We start from the raw sequence: 19,671 nt of genomic DNA, 5'->3' as shown, positions 1-19,671 counted from the left end.
CCGGACGGGCCGCAGGCCGGGAAGCGCAGGTTTGTGGAGACTCCGGGCCGCCCCTTGGCGCCGGGGCTCCACAAAGGGGCGAACTGCGGATTAGCGGTGGACGACCCAGCCTCGGTCGGTGAGCGTGGCGACCAGTTGGTCGTCGGAGCCGGGTTTGACGAGGAGTTCGACTTCACCGACCGGGCGGCCGGGGCTGTGGTCGATGCGGAGGTCTTCGACGTTGGCGCCGGAGGCGGCGGCGTCGTTGAAGAGGCGGGCGAGTTGGCCGGGGCGGTCGGGGATGGTGACGAGGACGCTGACCAGGTCGATGTGTGGGGCGCCGTGCTTGCCGGGGACGCGGATGGCGCCGGAGACGCCGCGGGCGAGCATGGAGGTGAGTTCGTCGCCGGCTTCTTCTTTGCCGAGGGCAACTAGTACGCGGTCGAGCTCGTCGCGGATCTGCTCGAGCAGGCCGGTGAGGGCGGCTGAGTTCGCGGAGACGATCTGGGTCCACAGGCCGGGGTCGCCGGCGGCGATGCGGGTGACGTCGCGGACGCCTTGGCCGGACAGTTGCAGGTGTGAGTTCGGGGCGTCGACGAGGGTGCCGGCGGCGAGGGACGACATCAGCTGCGGCAGGTGGGAGACGCGGGCGACGGCCATGTCGTGGTCCTCGACCGACAGCTCGACTGTCCGCGCACCGCACGCCTCGGCGAGGCAGCGGACGAGCTCAACGGCCTCGGGTGAGCTCGTCTCGTGCGGGGTGATTGCCCAGGTGGCGCCGTCAAACAGGTCGGCGCGCGCGGCCAGTGGGCCGTTGCGCTCCGAACCTGCCATCGGGTGACTGCCGACGTACCGGGTCAGGTCCGCCGACAGCAGCCGGGCATCGGTCAGCGGCTTCGACTTCACGCTCGCGGCGTCGGTGACGATCGCGTCGGTCTGCGCGAGCTGCTCGGCGATCACCGAGCCGACGTGGTCCGGCGGTACGGCGACCACGACGAGCTGCGGTTCGATCTGCACCAGCCGTGATCCGGCACCGATGCGCTCGGCCATCAGCGCGTTGTCGGGGTTCGCGTCGACCAGCTCCACGACGACACCCAACCGGGCCAGGGCGAGGCCGATCGACGTACCGATGAGTCCGGCACCGACGATGCGAACCGGGCCACGTAATTCGGTCACTGGGCGCCTGTCAGGTCGGGACGGAGCGCGGTCGCGCCGTGCAGGTAGACGTGCTGAATCTTGTCGCGGGAACGATCCGACTCGGTGTGCACCATCAACCGCACCACCCGCGGGAGAGCATGCGGTACGGCGATCTCCTGCATGCACATCAGCGGTACGTCGGTCAGTCCGATCTGACGGCCGGCGACCGCCGGGAACTCCGAGCTCAGGTCCGGCGTGACGGTGAACAGGATGCTGATCAGATCCGCGCTGTCCAGATCGTTCGCCTCCAGGACAGCTTTCACCAACTCGGCGGTCCGCTCGAGCAGGTGCTCGCGCTCGTCCGCGTCCAGTTGGGTGGCTCCCCGGATCGCCCGCACCGCCACGTCACGCCTCCTCGTCAAACTGTTCCGACAACCTCTACAGCCTAGGCCAGAGTCTCCACGGACTGGACAGCCGTCTCGGAAACCTCGGCCGCGGCTACGGTCTGCTCCAGCAGCAGCGCGATCGTCATCGGCCCGACCCCACCCGGAACCGGGGTGATCAACCGAGCCACCTCGGAGGCCTCACCGAAATGCACGTCGCCGTTGCCTTCGTTGTATCCGGCATCGATCACGACCGCGCCCGGCTTCAGCCAGTCGCCGCGGACGAAGTTCGCCTTGCCGACCGCGGCGACCACGATGTCCGCCGTACGGACGATGTCGGGCAGGCCGACGGTGCGTGAGTGGGTGTAGGTCACGGTCGCATCCGATGCCAGCAGCAACATCCCGGCCGGCTTGCCGAGGATCGGGCTGCGGCCGATCACGACCGCGTGCGCTCCGGACAGCGGTACGTCGTACGCCTCGAGCAGCCGCATGATCCCGCCCGGCGTACACGACCGGAACCCGGGCTCCCCGAACGCCATCGCCGCGAACGAGTGCATGGTCACCCCGTCGACGTCCTTGCGCGGGTCGATCGCCTCGAAGGCCGCGCGCTCGTCGATGTGGCTCGGCACCGGGTGCTGCAGCAGGATCCCGTGCACCTCGGGGTCGTTCGACAGTTCGGTGAGGGTCGCGATCAGCTCGGCGGTGGTGGTCTCGGCCGGCAGTACGACGCTGCGTGAGCCGATGCCGGCCTTCTTGCTGCGGTTCTGCTTCATCCGCACGTAGGTCGCGGAGGCCGGGTCGTCACCGACGAGCACGGTCGCGAGGCACGGCTGCACCCCGGTCGATTCCCGCAGCTTCTCGGCACGGGCGGCGGCGTTCGTCACCATCTCGGCGGCGAGGTCGGTCCCGATCATCAGTTCGGCGGTCATGGGCGCACTCCTTCGGGCAACAGGTCGAGTGCCCAGGCGCGCGGCGACAGCCGGATCCTCCGGCAGGCCGCTCCCCGGTGGTACTCCACCTCAACGCCAGTCGCGGACCCAGCGTTATTTTACGTCAGAGCAGACCTGCGTGATCCAGGGCCAGGTAGGCGGTGTCGGTGCCGGTCATGCCGCCGGGCGCGCGGAGTTCGGCGCGGAACTCGTCGACGCTCAGCTCGACCGGGACGCAGTCCTCGGCGTCATCGAGTTGCTGCTTGCCGTCGGGACGGCAGCCGCGGGCGATGGCGACGTACTTGCGGAAGGTCGACGACGTACCGGCCCAGAGCCAGCCGACGATCTCGATGCTTTCGCAGGTGTAGCCGGTCTCTTCTTCGAGCTCGCGGGCGCCGCCGACCTCGGGCTCCTCCCCCGGCTCGATCAGGCCGCCGGGCAGGTTGGTGACGACGCTGTCCGGACCGGGACGGAACATCCGGACCGTCACGATCCGGCCGTCCGGGGTCAGCGGCAGCACGGTGACACCGGCCGCGACGGCCGCCGCGGACTCCGGGCCGGTGACGTCCCAATCGACCTCGTGACCGTTCGGCATCCGGTAGCGGCGAACCTTCACCGTCAGAAACCGCTGGTAGGCGACCTTCTCCCCCAGCAGCTCCCACGGCTGCGGGTCGGCGGCCCGAGACAACTCAGCCGCCACGTCGGACGTGGCGGCTGAGTCGGTGGTTCGGTCCGTCACAGCGGACGACTGTCGTCGGGGTCCTCCGGCGGAGCGATCGGCGCGTCGTCATCATCCGAAGACGAAGACGAAGCTGACGACGTTCCAGCCGAGGTGGCCGGCTCGGCGTCGGCCGACGCAGCGGCTTCCGCGGTGGCCTCCTCGATGTCGGCGGCCGGCTGGGACTCGGACAGGATCCGGGCGAGCGTCTCCTCCGAGATCCGCTTGAACTTCCGCACCTGGGTCCGGGTCCGGTCCAGTACGGCGACCTCGAGCTGGTCCGAGGTCAGTTCACGCGGCTCGGAGCTGTCGTGACCGAGGGCGTCGACGGCCAGGCGCAGTGCCCCGGCCAGCGAGATGCCCTCGGAGTAGTGCTCGCCGACATACTCCGCGACCTGCTCGGCCTGGCCACCCATCACCGCATAGCCACGGACGTCGGCGATCGAGCCGTCGTAGGTGAGCCGGTAGATCTGGTCGTCGGCCGTGGAGGCGCCGATCTCGGCGACCAGGATCTCGACCTCGAGCGGCTTCTCGCCACCGGAGGAGAAGATCGCGCCGAGGGTCTGCGCGTACGCGTTGGCCAGCGCCCGGCCGGTGACGTCGCGCCGGTCGTAGGAGTACCCGCGCATGTCGGCCAGGCGCACGCCGGCGATCCGCAGGTTCTCGAACTCGTTGTAGCGGCCGACCGCGGCGAACGCCATCCGGTCGTAGATCTCGGCCACCTTGTGCAGCGCGGGCGAACGATTCTCCGCGACGAACAGGATGCCGTCGGCATACTGCAGCGCGATCGCGCTGCGGCCCTTGGCGATGCCCTTGCGGGCGAAGTCCGCCCGGTCGCGCATCAGCTGTTCTGGGGATACGTAGAACGGCGTGCTCATTCGTCCTCTATCAGTCGATGGGGATCAGGTCAGGGACGCCGAAGCGGGGCCGTCGGGGCGCACGTGGCGCTGCGCCCAGGCCGCGTCGACCAGCGTGGCGACCTCGTCCTCGGGCAGCCGCTGGTAGCCGTCGGCGGTGACCACGCCGACCACCGGGAAGATCCGCCGCAGCATGTCCGGGCCGCCGGTCGCCGAGTCGTCGTCGGCAGCGTCGATCAGCGACTGGATCGCCACCATCGCGCAGTCGGTCGCCGACAGATCCTCGCGGTAGAGCTTCTTCAGTGAGCCCCGGGCGAACAGCGAGCCCGAGCCGACACTGTGGAAGTGGGTCTCCTCGTAGCGGCCGCCGGTGGCGTCGTAGGAGAAGATCCGCCCGCCCTTGCGGTCAGGGTCGTAGCCCGCGAACAGCGGCACCACGGCCAGCCCCTGCATCGCCATCGCCAGGTTGCCCCGGATCAGCGCGCTCAGCCGGTTGGACTTGCCGTCCAGGCTGAGCGTGGTGCCCTCGAGCTTCTCGTAGTGCTCGAGCTCGACCTGGAACAGCCGGACCATCTCGATCCCGAACCCGGCCGAGCCCGCGAAGGCGACCGCCGAGTACTCGTCGGCGGGGAACACCTTCTCGATGTCGTGCGAGGCGATGATGTTGCCCATCGTGGCCCGCCGGTCGCCGGCCATCACCACGCCACCCGCGAAGGTGAGCGCGACGATCGTCGTACCGTGCGGGACGTGGTCGGAGAAGTCGGCCTGCCCCAGGCTGCGCCGTCCGGGCAACAGGTCGGGCGCGTGCCCGGCCAGGAAGTCCATGAACGACGTGCCACCTGGGGTCAGGAAGGCTTCCGGCAACCTGCCGGAGGCATCAAATGTCATCGAGCGGTTCACTCCCCACCCTTTTGCACGAACCCGCGGACGAACTCCTCGGCGTTCTCCTCGAGCACCTCGTCGATCTCGTCGAGGATCGAGTCGACATCCTCGTCGAGCCGTTCCTTGCGCTCGGCCACGTCTTCCGACGTGGTCGACTGCTCGACCTCTTCCTCGGTCGTCGAACGCTTCGGCTGCTTGTGCTGCTGCCCGCCGTCCTTCGCCATCGCTCACACCTCCTAGAACCGCAGTGGAAGAGACGCCCAACCGCTCTCCCGTTGCTTCTAAGAGCGACCCTACCCGGCGGCACCCCCAGTGATGGTGCGAACCAGGTCACTCGCGGTGTCGCACTGGTCCAGAAGGGCACCGACATGGGCTTTTGTGCCCCGCAGCGGGTCCAGGGTCGGGATCCGCTGCAGCGACTCCTTGCCCGGCAGATCGAAGATCACCGAGTCCCAGGAAGCGGCCGCGACCTGCGGCGCGTACTGCTGCATGCAGCGGCCGCGGAAGTAGGCGCGGGTGTCGGTCGGCGGGTGCGAGACCGCCATCCGGATCTCCTCGTCGGTCACGACACGCTTCATCCGGCCGGAGCTGACGAGTTTGTAGTACAAGCCCTTGTCGGGGCGCAGGTCCGCGTACTGCAGGTCGACCAGGTGCAGCTTCGGGTCGTCCCACTCGAGGCCGTCGCGGTCGCGGTAGGACTGCAGCAGCTTGTACTTCGCGACCCAGTCGAGCTGGTCGGCCAGCTTCATCGGATCGATCGCCAACTGGTCGAGCACCTGCTCCCAGCGGTACAGCACGTCCTTGGTCTGGCGGTCCGCGTCGTCGCCGTACTTGTCCTCGACGTACTTACGCGCCTGCTCCAGATACTCCGTCTGCAACTGGACCGCGGTCAGCTTGCGGCCGTCCTTCAGCGTCATCAGATGCAGGCAGGTCGGGTCATGGCTGATCTCGTGCAGCGCCTGCACCGGGCGGTCGACACCCAGGTCGTCGGTCAGCCAGCCGTCCTCGATCATCGCGAGCACCAGCGACGTCGTACCGACCTTCAGGTACGTCGAGATCTCCGACAGGTTCGCGTCACCGATGATCACGTGCAGCCGGCGGTAGCGGTCCGGGTTCGCGTGCGGCTCGTCGCGGGTGTTGATGATCGGCCGCTTCAGCGTCGTCTCCAGGCCGACCTCGACCTCGAAGTAGTCCGCGCGCTGGCTGATCTGGAACCCGTTCGTGCCGCCGTCCTGGCCGATCCCGACCCGGCCCGCGCCGGTGACGACCTGGCGGCTGACGAAGAACGGCGTCAGGTGCCGCACGATCGACGCGAACGGCGTCGACCGGCGCATCAGGTAGTTCTCGTGCGACCCGTACGACGCGCCCTTGTTGTCGGTGTTGTTCTTGTAGAGGTTCAGCTGCGGCGCACCGGGGATCTGCCGGGCCTGCCGCGCGCCCTCCATGATCACGAGCTCACCGGCCTTGTCCCAGACCACCACGTCGCGCGGGTTGGTGCATTCGGGGGCGGAGTACTCCGGGTGGGCATGGTCGACGTACAGCCGGGCGCCGTTGGTGAGGATGACGTTGGCCAGGCCGGTCTCCTCGTCGGTGAGCTGGCTGGTGTCGGCCACCTCCCGGCTCAGGTCGAAGCCCCGCGCATCCCGCAGCGGGTGCTCCTCGTCGAAGTCCCACCGGGTCTTGCGCGCCAGTGGCTGCGTCTGGGCGTAGCCGTTCACCACCTGGCTCGAGGTCAGCATCGGGTTGGCCCCGGGCTGGCCGGGCACCGAGATGCCGAACTCGGTCTCGGTCCCCATAATGCGCCGCACACTCATGCTCACGAGCCTACGCGGTTCCGCCCCCAAACCGGGGTGCTTTGTCCACAGGCGCTCGTGTGAGACTGCCCGCGTGGACGAAATGGTGGCGATTCTCAGCGACGACAACGTGGTCATCGATGCACAGCCGCGATCGGTGATGCGCCGCGACAACCTGCGCCACTCCGCGACCGGCGTACTCGTCCGGAATGCGGCCGGCGACATCTACGTGCATCGCCGTACCGACACCAAGGACGTCTACCCGGCCTGCTACGACTTCATGGCCGGCGGCGTCATCGACGCCGGTGAGGACCCGTACGACGCGGTGGTGCGCGAGCTCGCCGAGGAGCTGGGCATCAGCGGCGTGGAGCTCACCAAGCTGCCCGAAGGCGACTACGCCGACGACTTCACCAACTACCACGCCTATCTCTACACCTGCGTCTGGGACGGCCCGGTCACCCACCAGCCCGAAGAGGTCGCCTGGGGCGCCTGGATGACCCCATCAGAGCTTGTACGACGTCTGGGCGAGTGGTCCTTCGTCCCGGACACCACCGCACTCCTCGGCGCGTACATCCGCGACCTGCTCTGATGCAACCATCGGCAGGTGGCATCGCCTGCGTGCGCTAGCGGCGGCGGCCCCAGGCGCGGGCGAGGTTGATGCCGACCAGGCCGGCCCAGCTGACCACGACGCCGGTGAAGCCGACCATGTTGGCCGAGATCGCGGTGATCGGGATGGCGACGCCCATCGAGACGATCGCGAGTGCCAGGCCGCCCGGGTCGCGTTCGCGGCTCGGGTTGGCCGGGGGCTGCGGCTGCGCCGGTACGACGGTGGCGCGGCGCTGGGCGTCGAGGCGTTCCAGGAAGCCTTCGATGATCTCTGCTTCGTATTCCGCCCCCAGCTCCTGGCGGGCGGCTACTGCCGCTCGCAGGTCCTTGCGCACCTCGTCCGTCGCCATACCGTTCACGGTAGGACCGGCCGCCTGCCACAGCTATCGGGGGAAACCCCTACCCTTCCCCAGCCTCCGGACAGTGCCCCTGAGAGACTCCTCCGCGTGCGTCGCGAACTCACCAGAACTGCTGCCAGCACCGCCGCGTGGACGATCGGTGCCCTCGGAGCCTTGTACGCCGTCCTGAGCGCCTACTGGCTGGTCGGTGGCGGCTGGCTACTGAACACCTTCGGCACGAGCCTGGACCGCTGGATGCGGCCGCATGAGCTGTTCGTGCTGGCCGGCCTGTGGCTCATCGTCTTCGCCAAGGCCGGCGTCGCCGCCGCGGCTCCGCTGGCGGTCAACCGCTGGCAGGCCCGAACGGCAACTGCCCCGAAGCCAGAGGGGCTTCGGGGCAGCTGAGGTAACGCCTTACAGGTACTGACCGGTGTTGGTCGCTGTGTCGATCGACCGGCCCGGCTCGGTGCCCTGCTTGCCGGAGATGAGCGTGCGGATGTAGACGATCCGCTCGCCCTTCTTGCCGGAGATGCGGGCCCAGTCGTCGGGGTTGGTCGTGTTCGGGAGGTCTTCGTTCTCCTTGAACTCGTCGACACACGCCTGCAGCAGGTGCTGCACCCGCAGACCCTTCTGGTTCTCGTCCAGGAAGGCCTTGATCGCCATCTTCTTGGCCCGGTCGACGATGTTCTGGATCATCGCGCCCGAGTTGAAGTCCTTGAAGTACAGGACCTCCTTGTCACCGTTGGCGTAGGTGACCTCGAGGAACCGGTTCTCGTCGGCCTCGGTGTACATCCGCTCGACGGTGCGCTGGATCATCCCGTTCACGCACGACCGCCGGTCGCCACCGAACTCGCCGAGGTCGTCGGCGTGCAGCGGCAGCGTGGTGGTCAGGTACTTCGAGAAGATGTCCCGGGCCGCCTCGGCGTCCGGACGCTCGATCTTGATCTTCACGTCCAGCCGGCCCGGCCGCAGGATCGCCGGGTCGATCATGTCCTCACGGTTCGAGGCGCCGATGACCAGCACGTTCTCCAGGCCCTCGACACCGTCGATCTCGCTGAGCAGCTGCGGGACGATGGTGTTCTCGACGTCGGAGGAGACACCGGAGCCGCGGGTGCGGAACAGCGAGTCCATCTCGTCGAAGAACACGATCACCGGCATCCCCTCGGACGCCTTCTCACGGGCCCGCTGGAAGACCAGGCGGATGTGCCGCTCGGTCTCGCCGACGTACTTGTTCAGCAGCTCGGGACCCTTGATGTTGAGGAAGAACGACCTGCCCTCGACACCCGTCCGCTCGGCCACCTTCTTGGCCAGCGAGTTCGCGACCGCCTTCGCGATCAGCGTCTTGCCGCAGCCCGGAGGCCCGTACAGCAGGACACCCTTCGGCGGCTTGAGCTCGTGCTCCAGGAACAGGTCCTTGTGCAGGTACGGCATCTCGACCGCGTCCCGGATCTGCTCGATCTGGCCCGCCAGGCCGCCGATCTGGGTGTAGTCGATGTCCGGCACCTCTTCGAGGACCAGCTCCTCGACCTCGGACTTCGGGATCTTCTCGTACACATAGCCGGAGCGCGGCTCCAGCAGCAGCGAGTCGCCGGTGCGCAGCGCGATGTCGAGCAGCGGCGAGGCGAGCCGGACGACCCGTTCCTCGTCGGCCTGCGCGATCACCAGTGCCCGCTCGCCGTCGGCCAGCAGTTCCTTCAGCATCACCACGTCGCCCACGACCTCGAAGTCGCAGACCTCGACCACGTTCAGCGCCTCGTTCAGCATCAGCTCCTGGCCGAGCTTGAGCTCGTCCAGGTCGATCGACGGGCTGGCCGCCACCCGGAGCTTGCGGCCCCCGGTGAACACGTCCAGCGTGTCGTCGTCGTTGCGGCCGAGGAAGGTGCCGAATCCGGACGGCGGTTGCGCCAGCCGGTCGACCTCCTCCTTCAGGGCGATGATCTTCTCTCGCGCCTCCCGCAGCGTGTCGGCCAGCCGCTCGTTCTGAGCGGTGACACTCGCCAAGGAGGCCTGTGTTTCGGACAGCCTGCTTTCGAGCGACCGGCTGTCAGCCGGGTGCTCCAACAACCGACGCCGCAACGCTGCGACCTCGGCCTCCAGGTACCGGACCTGGTTACGCAGCTCTGCCGCGGTAGGACTCTCGTCTCCAGCCACGATCATCACCTCACCATGTGGGGCTCGACCCTATGGACCTTACCCAGAAAACCTCACTGGGCAAGCTGAATCCCATCACGTGTCGGTTGCGGATGAACCTGTTGTCTTCGGCACATCTTCAACAGCGTCATGAATGGGGTCACCGCGACGGGGGCCCGTGTAGTCGTCGCCGTACGCGCCCGGTGCCGGCCGGCGCTTCTTGCGGGGTGCCTGAACCCCGTGCGCCATCCGTCGGGCAGTGACCAAGAAGGCGGTGTGACCTTGCATCCGGTGTCCCGGACGAACCGCCAGACCCTCCACATGCCAGTCTCGCACGAGCGACTCCCACGCGCGCGGCTCAGTGAATTCGCCGTGTGCCCGCAGTGTCTCCACCACCCGGCTCAGCTGGGTCGTGGTGGCGACGTACGCGCAGAACACGCCGCCGGGGCTCAACGCACCCGCCGCGGCGTCGATACACTCCCACGGCGCGAGCATGTCGAGGATGATCCGGTCGACATCGGTCTCGTTCAGGTTCTCGACCAGGTCACCGACCTCGAGCCGCCACGCCGGGTGCTCGGCACCGAAGAAGCCGGTCACGTTCTTGCGCGCGACCTCGGCGAAGTCCTCGCGGCGCTCGAACGAGATCACCTGGCCATGGATGCCGACGGCCCGCAACAGCGCGGTGGTCAGCGCGCCGGACCCGGCACCCGCCTCGACCACCTTCGCGCCCGGGAAGACGTCGGCCATCGTGACGATCTGCGCGGTGTCCTTGGGGTAGATCACCGCGGCACCGCGCGGCATCGAGACCGAGTAGTCGGCCATCAACGGCCGCAGCGCGAGGTACTCGACGCCACCCTTGGAGCGGATCACGACGGCGTCCGGGCCGTCGATCAGCTCGTCGTGCTCGATCCCGCCCTTGGTGGTGTGGAAGACCTTCCCGCGCTCCAGGTTGACGGAGTGCCGGCGGCCCTTGGAGTCCTGCAGGGTGATCCACTCCCCCGCCTGCAGCGGGCCGTGATGGACCCCGGAGAACGCCTGGTCGGGAAAGTCGCGCAAGTCAGCCATAAGGCGATCACCTTAACTTTCGGTCACCGCCCGGCCGTCACCCAGGTCGCCGGTACGACGGTCGCCGGCGTCCGCCGTACCGGCGACCCGGCTCAGCGTCCCCGGAAGGCCCGTTCGATGTCGGCCGTCGCCAGTACGCCGTACACGCTGCCGGCCGCGTCGAGGACCAGGTACTCCGAGGCGGGGTGCTCACGCAGCGTCTTCAGGATCTCCTCGCCGGTGTCGTTGACCCCGATGATGTGGCCCGCCGCGATCCGCGTGGAGACCTCGCTCACCGTGGTCCACGGCCGCTGGTTCTCCGCAACCGCGGCGACCGCGTTCTCCGAGACCAGCGCATGCGGCTTGCCTTCGCCGTCGATCACCACGACCGCGCCGGCCTGCGCGACCCCGGCCATCCGGACCGCCTCGGCCAGCGGCGTCCCGGAATGTACGGCGATCGCGCGGCGAGCCATCGTGCGCACCTGGAGCGTGGGCAGCTTGTGGCGCAGCCGGGCGTTCATCAGCTGGGCGGTCGACCCCATGTACAGGAAGAACCCGACCGCGAGCGCGATCAGGAAGTCGATCAGCGTCGGCTGGCGGCCCCAGATCTCCTGGAGCATGACCGGCAGCGCGAGCACCAGGATGGCCATGATGCGGCCGCCCCAGGCGGCCACGATGGTGCCGGTGTGCATGTTGCCGGTGAACTTCCAGACGATCGCGCGCAGCACCCAGCCGCCGTCCAGCGGCAGGCCGGGCAGCAGGTTGGTGACGCCGACGATCAGGTTCGAGACGGCGAGCTGCCACAGCGCGATGTACAGGACGCCGCCGCCGTCGACGGCCTGCGCGCCGAAGTAGGCCAGCCCTCCGACGATCAGGGACGCGATCGGGCCGACCACGGAGACGGCGAACTCCTCGAACGGCGTCTTCCGCTCACCCTCGATATGTGTCCCGGCGGCGAAGAAGCCGAGGTTGATCTCCGACACGCCGATGCCGAACCGCAGGGCCATCAGCGCGTGTGCGAGTTCGTGGATCAGGATCGACAGCGTGAACGCGACCACGAACGCGAACGCCGCGGCATAACGCCAGACACCGATCTCGGGGAACTGCTGGCCGATCACCGCGGAGAAGCCGAACGCGAGCAGCATCGCGACCGGCAGCCAGCTGAACCGCATCGTGAGCCGGATGCCACGGACACGACCGAGGACCCAGGTACCGGGCGGCGGTGGGCCGGCCGGCTGGGCGGGGCTCTGGGGATCACGCGACTCAGCCATCACTCCAACGCTACTGGTCCAGAGGTAACAAGCTGCTATCAGCCCAGGTCACACGCCGGCATCCGGGCGCGCCACGTATCCCCTGACCGCATCCCCTCCCGCGCTAACGTCCGAACGTTCGGAGGGCCCGTCTCCGGGATTTCGGACGTTAACAAGGTCCCCGCGCTAACGTCCGAACGACCGGAGGGCCCGTCTCCGGACCTTCGGACGTTAACGAGGTGGCCGACGGCAGCCGCGACCCGCTGACCGACTGGACCTGCGGAATTACCTGGGAGCCTTTCCGCCCCTTTGGCAGAAAGTGTCGATGGCCTCGCCTAGGGTTTCGGTATGAGTGTTGCGGTCGAGGTACCAGTCAACGGGCATCCGCGCGGGGCGTTGTCGCCGTCGCGGGCGGCCGATTTCATGAGCTGCCCGCTGAAGTACCGCTTCCGCGTCGTCGACCGGCTACCGGAGAAACCGTCGTCGGCCGCCGTCCGCGGCACGGTCGTGCACGGCGTACTGGAGAGACTCTTCGACCTCCCCCGCGGCCAGCGCACGCTGGAGCATGCGGCCGAGATGCTCGAGCCGCAATGGCAGGAGGTACTCGCCGCTGAGCCCGAGGTCGCCAGTCTGTTCGCCGAGGACGCCAGCGGCGAGGAGCTCGCGAGCTGGCTGGCCGAGGCCCACAAACTCCTCGGCAAGTACTTCACGCTCGAGGACCCGAATGCCCTGGAGCCGGCCGAGCGCGAGCTGTATGTCGAGACCGCGCTCGAGTCCGGCCTGGTACTACGCGGCTACGTCGACCGTCTCGACGTCGCCCCGACCGGTGAGATCCGGGTGGTCGACTACAAGACCGGCCGGTCGCCGTCGGAGTTCTTCGAGGCCAAGGCCCTGTTCCAGATGAAGTTCTACGCACTCGTGCTGTGGCGGCTGCGCGGCGTCGTACCGGCGATGTTGCAGCTGGTCTACCTGGGCAACGGCGAGATCGTCCGCTACGTCCCCGACGAGGCCGACCTGCGTGCCTGCGAGCGCAAGGTCACCGCGCTGTGGGCGGCGATCAGCCACGCGCTGGAGTCCGGTGACTGGCGTCCGAGCAAGGGCCCGCTCTGCGACTGGTGCGACTACAAGTCGCTCTGCCCCGCCTGGGGCGGCACCCCGCCGCCCCTGCCCCAACGAACTGTCGAGGAGGTCGTGGTCGAGTCCGCCGGCGTCGACCTGATCAGCGTCGACGGCTGACGAGGAACCCCGGGTAGATACCGTTCGTCGCATGACCGTGGATGACTCACCTGCTGTCCGGGCTGTTGGTGTGACCAAGAGGTACGGCGTCGGGCAGACGCAGGTCGATGCCCTGGTGGAGCTCACCGCGGACTTCGGCAAGGGCCGGTTCACCGCGATCATGGGGCCGTCGGGGTCGGGCAAGTCGACGCTGCTGCACTGCCTGGCCGGTCTGGATCAGCCGACGGCCGGGCAGGTTTTTATCGGTGACGTCGAGCTGAGCCGGTTGCCGGAGAAGCAGTTGACCCATCTGCGGCGCGACCGGATCGGGTTCGTCTTCCAGGCGTTCAACCTGGTGCCGACGCTGACCGCGCTGGAGAACATCACGCTGCCGCTCGACCTGGCCGGGCGTTCGGCCGACCAGGAGTGGTTGACCACAGTCGTCGACACGATCGGGCTGTCCGATCGGCTCAAGCACAAGCCTTCGGAGCTGTCCGGTGGCCAGCAGCAGCGAGTCGCCTGTGCGCGGGCGTTGGCTTCGCGGCCCGATGTGGTCTTCGCCGATGAGCCGACCGGCAACCTCGACTCGCAGTCGTCGGCCGATGTGCTCGGCTTCCTGCACCGGTCGGTGCGCGAGTTCGGGCAGACAGTGGTGATGGTCACCCACGATCCGAGCGCGGCGTCGTACGCGGATCGGGTGTTGTTCCTGGCTGACGGTCGGCTGCGGTCGGAGCTGCTCGACCCGACTGCCGAGACCGTCCTCGACACCATGAAGAGTCTCGATCCGGCCGTGACCGGCTGATGCTCAAGATCGGTCTGCGTTCGGTTCTCGCCCATCGGCTGCGGTTCGTGCTGTGCACGGTCGCGGTCGTGCTCGGGATCGCATTCGTCGGTGGCGCGATGGTCTTCACCGACACCTTGTCGACCGCGTTGAAGAAGCAGTACGCCGGCAGTACGGCGGACATCACCGTCACGCCCGTGGATCCGGTCGAGGCCGGCTCCGGGCCGCCGGCGACGCTCGCGATCGGAGTCGCCGACAAAGTGGCCGCCGTACCGGGGGTGGCCGAGGCCGACGCGCAGTTGCTGGTCAGCGACGTACAGATCCGCAAACCCGACGGGAAACCGATCGATACCTACGGGCTGGCCACGTACGGCGCGGCCTGGCCGCATGCCATCAGTACGTCGCCGTTCCGGCTGCTGGATGGCAAACAGCCCTTCGGCACCCAGCAGCTCGGGCTGGACGAGTCCACCGCTTCGAAGGCCGGCTACGACATCGGTGACCAGGTCAGGATCGTCACCGCGACCCGAGCCATCACCGCCACTCTGACCGCGATCACCACACCCGCCCAGGCCGGCCCGGCCGCGGGCGCGCCGCTGGTCACGTTCGACTCGGCGACCGCTCAGCTCGTGCTGCTCGGCAAGCCCGGCTGGACGTCGATCGCCGTGGCGCTGAAGCCCGGCGCCGACGCGAATCAGGTCCAGGCTGCGATCGCCACGGCCGTCGGGAAAGACTTCAAGGTCCGTACGGCGGCACAGGTCGAGGCCGACGGGGAGAACGCGCTCGACACGGCGTTCGGCGGGTTCAGTTCGATCCTGCTGATGTTCGCCGGGCTCGCGTTGTTCGTCGGCGCGTTCCTGATCGTGAACACGTTCGCGATGCAGGTCGCCCAGCGCTCCCGTGAACTCGCGATGCTGCGCGCGATCGGCGCGAGCCGCGGCCAGGTCACCGGGACGGTACTGGCCGAGGCTGTCGTGATCGGCCTCATCGGTTCGACACTCGGTCTGTTGCTCGGCATCGCCGTCGCGGCCGGGATCCACTTCGCCTACAGCCAGCTCGGGGCCGCGATCCCGAGCGCCGGCCTGCAGATCACCCCGGCCACGATCATCGCCTGCTACGTGATCGGCACCCTCCTCACCCTTGCCGCCGCCTACCCCGCCGCGCGCCGCGCCGGCCGGCTGCCGCCGATGGCCGCGCTGCGCGACGGCGCCACCATCCCCGAACGCTCACTGCTGGTCCGTCTGTTGGCCGGCGCGTTCCTGCTGCTGATGGCGGTCGTGCTCTACCTGATCGCCAATCACGCAGGCGGCATGCCGGGCGCGGTCCTGATCGGCCTGGCCTCGGCGATGGCTCTGCTCGGCATCGTCCTCACCAGTCCCCTGGTCAGCCGGTACGTCGTGCGCGGGCTGATGTCGCCCTTCGGCCGCAAGGCCCCGGTCACCCTCGGCCGCCGCAACGCCGAACGCAACCCCCGCCGTACGTCGGCGACCGCGTCCGCGCTGATGATCTCGGTCGCCCTGATCAGCGGCCTCGTGGTGATCGGCGCGTCGGCCAAGGCCTCTATCGACGCGAACGTGGCAGCCGCGATCGGTACGTCGGACCTGGTCGTGAGCTCGTCGGACCCGAACACCTTCAGCCCGCAGATCGCCGACCGGATCCGCAAGGTCGGCGGGATCGCGGCCGTGCACCAGGTCCGTCAGCAGGAGGGCAAGGTCGACGACGTCCCGGTCAAGGTGACCGGTGTCGACGACGGCACTCTCGACGGGCCGATCACGGTCGGCCTCGACTCCGGTTCGCTCAACGGCCTGCAGGACGGCCAAGCCGTCGTACCGAGAACCCTGGCCAAGACGCTCGGCGTCTCCCCCGGCAAGCCGTTCACGCTGATCACCACGACCGGCAAACACCGCCTGACCGTCGCCGGCATCCTCAGCCCGAACCGGCAGCTCAACGCGATCGTCATCTCACTACCGACGTACGAGGCGATCGGCGGTGCCCCGGCCGACTCGCTCCTGTACGTCGATGTTGCCGACGGCACCAGTACGGCGCAGGCCGCGCCGGCGATCCTGGACGCGCTGACGGACTACCCGTCGATCCAGGTCCGCGACCAGCAGGCTTATGCCGCCGAGGCCCGCGGACCGGTCGATGCCGCGACCACTGTGATCGGCATGCTGCTGGCCCTCGCGATCCTGATCGCGATCCTCGGCATCGTGAACACCCTCGCTCTCGGCGTCGTCGAGCGGACCCGCGAGATCGGTCTGCTCCGCGCGATCGGCATGGACCGGCCCCAGCTGCGCCGGATGCTGCGCGTCGAGTCGATCGCGGTGACTCTGCTCGGCGCGCTGCTCGGCCTGGCCGTCGGCGTACTGACTGCGGCCGCGATCCAGAACGTGCTCGTCGACGACGGCCTCAGCAAACTCGACATCCCGCTGCTCCAGCTCATCGGCGCCGTACTCGTTTCCGCGCTGATCGGCGTACTCGCTGCTGTCTGGCCGTCACGCCGTGCAGCGCGCCTCAATGTCCTCCAAGCCATCGCCACCGAGTAGCAGCCAGGCGGGGGTTTCACCGGTAGCCTGCGGGTGTGCCGGGCAGCGTGCAGTCGATCGAGCGGGCTGCGGCCGTGCTCCGGTTGCTCGCGGCCGCCCCCAACGGGCTGGGCGTCGCGGATGTCGGCAACGCGCTCGGTCTGGCCAAGACGACCGTGCACGGAATCCTCCGGACCCTGCATCAGGTCGGGTTCGTCGAGCAGGATCGCAGCGGCGCGCACTATCACCTGAGCGACGCGTTCGGCCGGCTCGGCGAGAGCTACCTGGACCCGAACGAGCTGCGCAGCCGAGCGATCAACTGGGCCGACTCACTGGCCGCCCGCAGCGGCGAGGTCGTCCGCGTCGGCCGGCTCGTCGAGAGCAAGGTCGTCGTCGTCCACCACGTCTTCCGGCCCGACGACAGCGACCAGGACCTCGACGTCGGTACGACGTTGCCTCCGCACGCGACCGCATTGGGCAAGGCCGTGCTGGCCTACGATGCGAGTGGCGCCGCCCGGCCGAAGCGCCTTGAGGCCTTCACGACCCGAACCATCGTCGACGGCGCCAAGCTGGCCGAGGAGCTCGCCGCGGTCCGGGCCCGCGGCTGGGCGAGTGAGTTCGAGGAGCACACCGTGGAGACCGCCGGCATCGCGGCACCGATCCGCGGACTCGGCGGACTGGTCGTCGGCGCGGTCGGCCTGACCGGCCGGATCGAGCGGATCTGCGACAGCCGCATGCGCCATCGCGGCGACCTCGTGACCATGGTCCGAGCCACGGCCGAGGCGATCGCGCGCGATCTGCGGGGAGACTCCTGAATGGCCGAGCAGTACGTCGCCGCTGTCGACCAGGGCACCAACTCGACTCGCTGCATCCTGTTCGACCGGCGCGGACGCCTCGTGTCGGTGGCGCAGCGCGAGCATCGCCAACTGTTCCCCAAACCGGGCTGGGTCGAGCACGACGCCGCCGAGATCTGGCGAAACGTCACCCGCGTCGTACCGGCCGCGTTGCGTCAGATCGGCGCCGACAAGAGCCAGATCGTTGCCATCGGCATCACCAATCAGCGCGAGACCAGCCTGCTCTGGGACCGCGCCACCGGCCAGCCGATCGGCAACGCCGTCGTCTGGCAGGACACCCGCACCGACCGCCTGGTCGCCGAACTCGCCGGTGACGAGGGCCCGGACCGGTTCGCCGATCTGTGCGGTCTGCCATTGAACACCTACTTCTCCGCACCCCGACTCAAGTGGATGCTCGACCACACCCCCGGCCTGCGGACCCGCGCCGAACGCGGCGAGGTGCTGTTCGGCACGATGGAGTCCTGGCTGATCTGGAACTTCACCGGCGGCGCGAACGGCGGTCTGCACGCGACCGACGTCACGAACGCCAGCCGGACCATGCTGATGAACATCGCGACCCTGGAATGGGACGACGAGCTGCTCGCAGCCTTCGACGTACCGCGCGCTGTGCTGCCGGAGATCCGGCCGTCGTCCGGCGTCTTCGCAACGGCGACCGAGGTGCTGCCCGGTGTCCGGATCGGCGCCGCGCTCGGTGACCAGCAGGCCGCGCTCTTCGGGCAGACCTGCTTCAGCGCGGGCGAGGCGAAGTGCACCTATGGCACCGGCTCGTTCTTGCTGCTGCACACCGGCCAGGAGATCGTCCGCTCCAAGCACGGCATGCTGACGACGGTCGCCTACCAGATCGGCGACGAGCCCGCGTCGTACGCGCTCGAAGGCTCTATGGCCGTGACCGGTTCGCTCGTGCAGTGGTTCCGCGACGGCCTCGGCCTGATCCACACCGCCGCCGAGATCGAGACACTCGCCCGTACCGTCGACGACAACGGCGGCGCCTACATCGTCCCGGCCTTCTCCGGTCTCTTCGCCCCGCACTGGCGCAGCGAGGCCCGCGGCGTCATCGCCGGCCTGACCGGCTACATCACCAAAGGCCACCTGGCCCGCGCCGTCCTCGAAGCCACCGGCTTCCAGACCCTCGAGGTCGTCGACGCGATGAACGCCGACTCCGGCATCGCCCTGACCGCCCTCAAGGTCGACGGCGGCATGACCGCCAACAACCTGCTCATGCAGTTCCTCGCCGACCTGCTCGACGTCCGCGTCGTCCGCCCCATGGTCACCGAAACCGTCTCCCTCGGTGCCGCCTACGCCGCCGGCCTCGCCGTCGGCTACTGGCCAGACCTCGAGGGCCTGCGCTCCAACTGGCACCGCGCCGGCCAATGGCTCCCCCACATGGACCCCACCCGCCGAGCCACCGAGTACGCCAACTGGAAAGCCGCCGTCGAACGAACCTTCAACTGGATCCGCCCAGACCAGTGACCTCTTGCGGCCACCACCCGGCCGCTGCCCGCCCGACGCGTCATCCTCTTGTCCCAGAGCACGGGAGGAGACCTTGATGGAAGCGTTGCGGGCCGAGCAGACCGCACTGGCCGACGACCTGGCCACGATCCAGCAGCAACTCGACGAGGTGCGAGCGAGCGCGAGTTCGCCCGACGGCCTGATCACCGCGACGGTCGACGGCCGCGGCCGAGTCACGGCACTCGACCTCGACGCCCGGATCTACCGCCGTACCAACACCGGCGAACTCGCGAGCCAGATCCTCGCCGCGATCGACCAGGCCGGTACTGAGGCTGCCGCCCAGACCACCCGGGTCAGCCGGCGCGTGCTCGGGTTACCCGACGACGGCCGCCCCGAAGCCGACCCCGCGTTCGATCTGCCGCGCCGAATCCTGGGTGGCAGCGGACCGACGATCCGAGGTGGTTGGCGATGAGCGACGACGTACTGCACATGTTCCTCGAGCCGGCCGAGCAGTATCTGACGCAGCTCGGCACGGTCGGTCCAGAAGTGAACACCGGCTGGGAGAACGCGAAGGCTGCGATCGACGCCGGCGCGGCCGGACTCGGCGGGGACGCGATCGGTGCGGCGTTCACGGCCGCGTTCACTCCGGCCAGTGAGGCGGTCCGGCTGGCCGGTGACCGCGTGCCGGTGTCCTTCGGCAATCTGCACGAGGCCGGCCTCCAGGCCTTTCAGCGCTACCAGTTCCTGCAGAGTCCGCCCGCGTTGCGCAAACTGCTCGGCTCCCCGATCGGCTGAAAGAAGATCACG

Annotated in this window: 21 protein-coding genes and 1 riboswitch; of the genes, 9 read left to right on the top strand and 12 right to left on the bottom strand. The window is 68.7% G+C overall.

Annotation, left to right across the window (positions count from 1 at the left end):
• Positions 1 to 90: 90 nt before the first annotated feature.
• The 8 genes from ACFVWG_RS18015 to dop all read right to left on the bottom strand — a co-directional run bounded on the left by ACFVWG_RS18015 (position 91) and on the right by dop (position 6,699).
• A complete protein-coding gene (locus tag ACFVWG_RS18015; protein ID WP_391544426.1) occupies positions 91 to 1,155 on the bottom strand; it encodes a prephenate dehydrogenase in 1,065 nt (354 codons plus the stop codon).
• Complete coding sequence (aroH, locus tag ACFVWG_RS18010) at positions 1,152 to 1,520, bottom strand: chorismate mutase (RefSeq protein ID WP_391544425.1); 369 nt, start codon at positions 1,518 to 1,520, stop codon at positions 1,152 to 1,154. The genes ACFVWG_RS18015 and aroH overlap by 4 nt, the downstream gene beginning before the upstream one ends.
• 41 nt (positions 1,521 to 1,561) lie before the next feature.
• On the bottom strand, positions 1,562 to 2,428 hold the full coding sequence (locus ACFVWG_RS18005; RefSeq protein ID WP_391544424.1) for a bifunctional 5,10-methylenetetrahydrofolate dehydrogenase/5,10-methenyltetrahydrofolate cyclohydrolase: 867 nt from the start codon (positions 2,426 to 2,428) through the stop codon (positions 1,562 to 1,564).
• Positions 2,429 to 2,451: 23 nt separating this feature from the next.
• Positions 2,452 to 2,542, bottom strand: a riboswitch (ZMP/ZTP riboswitch).
• A gap of 10 nt (positions 2,543 to 2,552) precedes the next feature.
• Entirely contained in the window at positions 2,553 to 3,167 is a 615-nt protein-coding gene (locus ACFVWG_RS18000) for an NUDIX hydrolase (RefSeq protein ID WP_391544423.1), read from the bottom strand.
• Entirely contained in the window at positions 3,164 to 4,024 is an 861-nt protein-coding gene (gene prcA / locus ACFVWG_RS17995) for a proteasome subunit alpha (RefSeq protein ID WP_391544422.1), read from the bottom strand. The genes ACFVWG_RS18000 and prcA overlap by 4 nt, the downstream gene beginning before the upstream one ends.
• Before the next feature lie 24 nt (positions 4,025 to 4,048).
• Positions 4,049 to 4,891 (bottom strand): proteasome subunit beta, encoded by an 843-nt coding sequence (gene prcB, locus ACFVWG_RS17990; protein WP_391544421.1) that lies wholly within the window; start codon positions 4,889 to 4,891, stop codon positions 4,049 to 4,051.
• Positions 4,892 to 4,899: 8 nt separating this feature from the next.
• The gene (locus ACFVWG_RS17985) at positions 4,900 to 5,109 is read right to left on the bottom strand and encodes a ubiquitin-like protein Pup (protein WP_132411737.1); all 210 of its coding nucleotides are present in this window, start codon (positions 5,107 to 5,109) and stop codon (positions 4,900 to 4,902) included.
• Positions 5,110 to 5,178: 69 nt separating this feature from the next.
• Positions 5,179 to 6,699, bottom strand: a complete 1,521-nt coding sequence (gene dop, locus ACFVWG_RS17980; protein WP_391544420.1) for a depupylase/deamidase Dop — start codon at positions 6,697 to 6,699, stop codon at positions 5,179 to 5,181.
• A gap of 82 nt (positions 6,700 to 6,781) precedes the next feature.
• Between dop and ACFVWG_RS17975 the strand changes: the two genes are divergently transcribed.
• Positions 6,782 to 7,267 (top strand): NUDIX hydrolase, encoded by a 486-nt coding sequence (locus tag ACFVWG_RS17975; RefSeq protein WP_391544782.1) that lies wholly within the window; start codon positions 6,782 to 6,784, stop codon positions 7,265 to 7,267.
• A 34-nt stretch (positions 7,268 to 7,301) separates the two neighbouring features.
• Here ACFVWG_RS17975 and ACFVWG_RS17970 read toward each other — a convergent pair whose 3' ends face one another.
• The gene (locus tag ACFVWG_RS17970; RefSeq protein ID WP_391544419.1) at positions 7,302 to 7,634 is read right to left on the bottom strand and encodes a hypothetical protein; all 333 of its coding nucleotides are present in this window, start codon (positions 7,632 to 7,634) and stop codon (positions 7,302 to 7,304) included.
• A 96-nt stretch (positions 7,635 to 7,730) separates the two neighbouring features.
• Between ACFVWG_RS17970 and ACFVWG_RS17965 the strand changes: the two genes are divergently transcribed.
• The gene (locus ACFVWG_RS17965) at positions 7,731 to 8,027 is read left to right on the top strand and encodes a hypothetical protein (protein ID WP_391544418.1); all 297 of its coding nucleotides are present in this window, start codon (positions 7,731 to 7,733) and stop codon (positions 8,025 to 8,027) included.
• Between the two features lie 9 nt (positions 8,028 to 8,036).
• Here ACFVWG_RS17965 and arc read toward each other — a convergent pair whose 3' ends face one another.
• The 3 genes from arc to ACFVWG_RS17950 all read right to left on the bottom strand — a co-directional run bounded on the left by arc (position 8,037) and on the right by ACFVWG_RS17950 (position 12,067).
• Positions 8,037 to 9,779, bottom strand: coding sequence for a proteasome ATPase (arc, locus tag ACFVWG_RS17960; RefSeq protein ID WP_391544417.1), 1,743 nt, complete (start codon positions 9,777 to 9,779; stop codon positions 8,037 to 8,039).
• A 69-nt stretch (positions 9,780 to 9,848) separates the two neighbouring features.
• The gene (locus ACFVWG_RS17955; protein ID WP_391544416.1) at positions 9,849 to 10,817 is read right to left on the bottom strand and encodes a tRNA (adenine-N1)-methyltransferase; all 969 of its coding nucleotides are present in this window, start codon (positions 10,815 to 10,817) and stop codon (positions 9,849 to 9,851) included.
• 92 nt (positions 10,818 to 10,909) lie between these two features.
• Positions 10,910 to 12,067 (bottom strand): site-2 protease family protein, encoded by a 1,158-nt coding sequence (locus tag ACFVWG_RS17950; RefSeq protein ID WP_391544415.1) that lies wholly within the window; start codon positions 12,065 to 12,067, stop codon positions 10,910 to 10,912.
• Positions 12,068 to 12,394: 327 nt separating this feature from the next.
• Between ACFVWG_RS17950 and ACFVWG_RS17945 the strand changes: the two genes are divergently transcribed.
• The 7 genes from ACFVWG_RS17945 (at position 12,395) to ACFVWG_RS17915 (ending at position 19,659) form a co-directional block, all read left to right on the top strand.
• Positions 12,395 to 13,282: a RecB family exonuclease gene (locus ACFVWG_RS17945; protein WP_391544414.1), complete on the top strand. Its 888-nt coding sequence runs from the start codon at positions 12,395 to 12,397 to the stop codon at positions 13,280 to 13,282.
• 31 nt (positions 13,283 to 13,313) lie between these two features.
• The gene (locus tag ACFVWG_RS17940; RefSeq protein WP_391544413.1) at positions 13,314 to 14,063 is read left to right on the top strand and encodes an ABC transporter ATP-binding protein; all 750 of its coding nucleotides are present in this window, start codon (positions 13,314 to 13,316) and stop codon (positions 14,061 to 14,063) included.
• The gene (locus tag ACFVWG_RS17935) at positions 14,063 to 16,582 is read left to right on the top strand and encodes an ABC transporter permease (protein WP_391544412.1); all 2,520 of its coding nucleotides are present in this window, start codon (positions 14,063 to 14,065) and stop codon (positions 16,580 to 16,582) included. Before ACFVWG_RS17940 ends, ACFVWG_RS17935 begins: the two co-directional genes overlap by 1 nt.
• 35 nt (positions 16,583 to 16,617) lie before the next feature.
• Positions 16,618 to 17,376 (top strand): IclR family transcriptional regulator, encoded by a 759-nt coding sequence (locus tag ACFVWG_RS17930; protein WP_391544411.1) that lies wholly within the window; start codon positions 16,618 to 16,620, stop codon positions 17,374 to 17,376.
• Positions 17,377 to 18,885: a glycerol kinase GlpK gene (gene glpK / locus ACFVWG_RS17925; protein ID WP_391544410.1), complete on the top strand. Its 1,509-nt coding sequence runs from the start codon at positions 17,377 to 17,379 to the stop codon at positions 18,883 to 18,885. It begins immediately after the preceding gene.
• A 76-nt stretch (positions 18,886 to 18,961) separates the two neighbouring features.
• Complete coding sequence (locus ACFVWG_RS17920; protein ID WP_391544409.1) at positions 18,962 to 19,336, top strand: YbaB/EbfC family nucleoid-associated protein; 375 nt, start codon at positions 18,962 to 18,964, stop codon at positions 19,334 to 19,336.
• Positions 19,333 to 19,659, top strand: coding sequence for a hypothetical protein (locus ACFVWG_RS17915; protein ID WP_391544408.1), 327 nt, complete (start codon positions 19,333 to 19,335; stop codon positions 19,657 to 19,659). Before ACFVWG_RS17920 ends, ACFVWG_RS17915 begins: the two co-directional genes overlap by 4 nt.
• Positions 19,660 to 19,671: the final 12 nt, after the last annotated feature.

Source organism: Kribbella sp. NPDC058245 (assembly GCF_042882005.1).
Lineage (GTDB): Bacteria > Actinomycetota > Actinomycetes > Propionibacteriales > Kribbellaceae > Kribbella.
The sequence above is the reverse complement of the archived record's forward strand: the minus strand, read 5'-3'. Positions and strand labels throughout refer to the sequence as shown.

Bases quoted from the DNA above. Each gene is read 5' to 3' on its own strand.
- glpK (WP_391544410.1), top strand. From the start codon at position 17,377: ATGGCCGAGCAGTACGTCGCCGCTGTCGACCAGGGCACCAACTCGACT.
- ACFVWG_RS17975 (WP_391544782.1), top strand. From the start codon at position 6,782: ATGGTGGCGATTCTCAGCGACGACAACGTGGTCATCGATGCACAGCCG.
- ACFVWG_RS17945 (WP_391544414.1), top strand. From the start codon at position 12,395: ATGAGTGTTGCGGTCGAGGTACCAGTCAACGGGCATCCGCGCGGGGCG.
- ACFVWG_RS17940 (WP_391544413.1), top strand. From the start codon at position 13,314: ATGACCGTGGATGACTCACCTGCTGTCCGGGCTGTTGGTGTGACCAAG.
- prcB (WP_391544421.1), bottom strand. From the start codon at position 4,891: ATGACATTTGATGCCTCCGGCAGGTTGCCGGAAGCCTTCCTGACCCCA.
- arc (WP_391544417.1), bottom strand. From the start codon at position 9,779: ATGATCGTGGCTGGAGACGAGAGTCCTACCGCGGCAGAGCTGCGTAAC.
- ACFVWG_RS17950 (WP_391544415.1), bottom strand. From the start codon at position 12,067: ATGGCTGAGTCGCGTGATCCCCAGAGCCCCGCCCAGCCGGCCGGCCCA.
- ACFVWG_RS17935 (WP_391544412.1), top strand. From the start codon at position 14,063: ATGCTCAAGATCGGTCTGCGTTCGGTTCTCGCCCATCGGCTGCGGTTC.
- ACFVWG_RS18005 (WP_391544424.1), bottom strand. From the start codon at position 2,428: ATGACCGCCGAACTGATGATCGGGACCGACCTCGCCGCCGAGATGGTG.
- ACFVWG_RS17920 (WP_391544409.1), top strand. From the start codon at position 18,962: ATGGAAGCGTTGCGGGCCGAGCAGACCGCACTGGCCGACGACCTGGCC.
- ACFVWG_RS17955 (WP_391544416.1), bottom strand. From the start codon at position 10,817: ATGGCTGACTTGCGCGACTTTCCCGACCAGGCGTTCTCCGGGGTCCAT.
- ACFVWG_RS17970 (WP_391544419.1), bottom strand. From the start codon at position 7,634: ATGGCGACGGACGAGGTGCGCAAGGACCTGCGAGCGGCAGTAGCCGCC.
- dop (WP_391544420.1), bottom strand. From the start codon at position 6,699: ATGAGTGTGCGGCGCATTATGGGGACCGAGACCGAGTTCGGCATCTCG.
- ACFVWG_RS17915 (WP_391544408.1), top strand. From the start codon at position 19,333: ATGAGCGACGACGTACTGCACATGTTCCTCGAGCCGGCCGAGCAGTAT.
- prcA (WP_391544422.1), bottom strand. From the start codon at position 4,024: ATGAGCACGCCGTTCTACGTATCCCCAGAACAGCTGATGCGCGACCGG.
- ACFVWG_RS17985 (WP_132411737.1), bottom strand. From the start codon at position 5,109: ATGGCGAAGGACGGCGGGCAGCAGCACAAGCAGCCGAAGCGTTCGACG.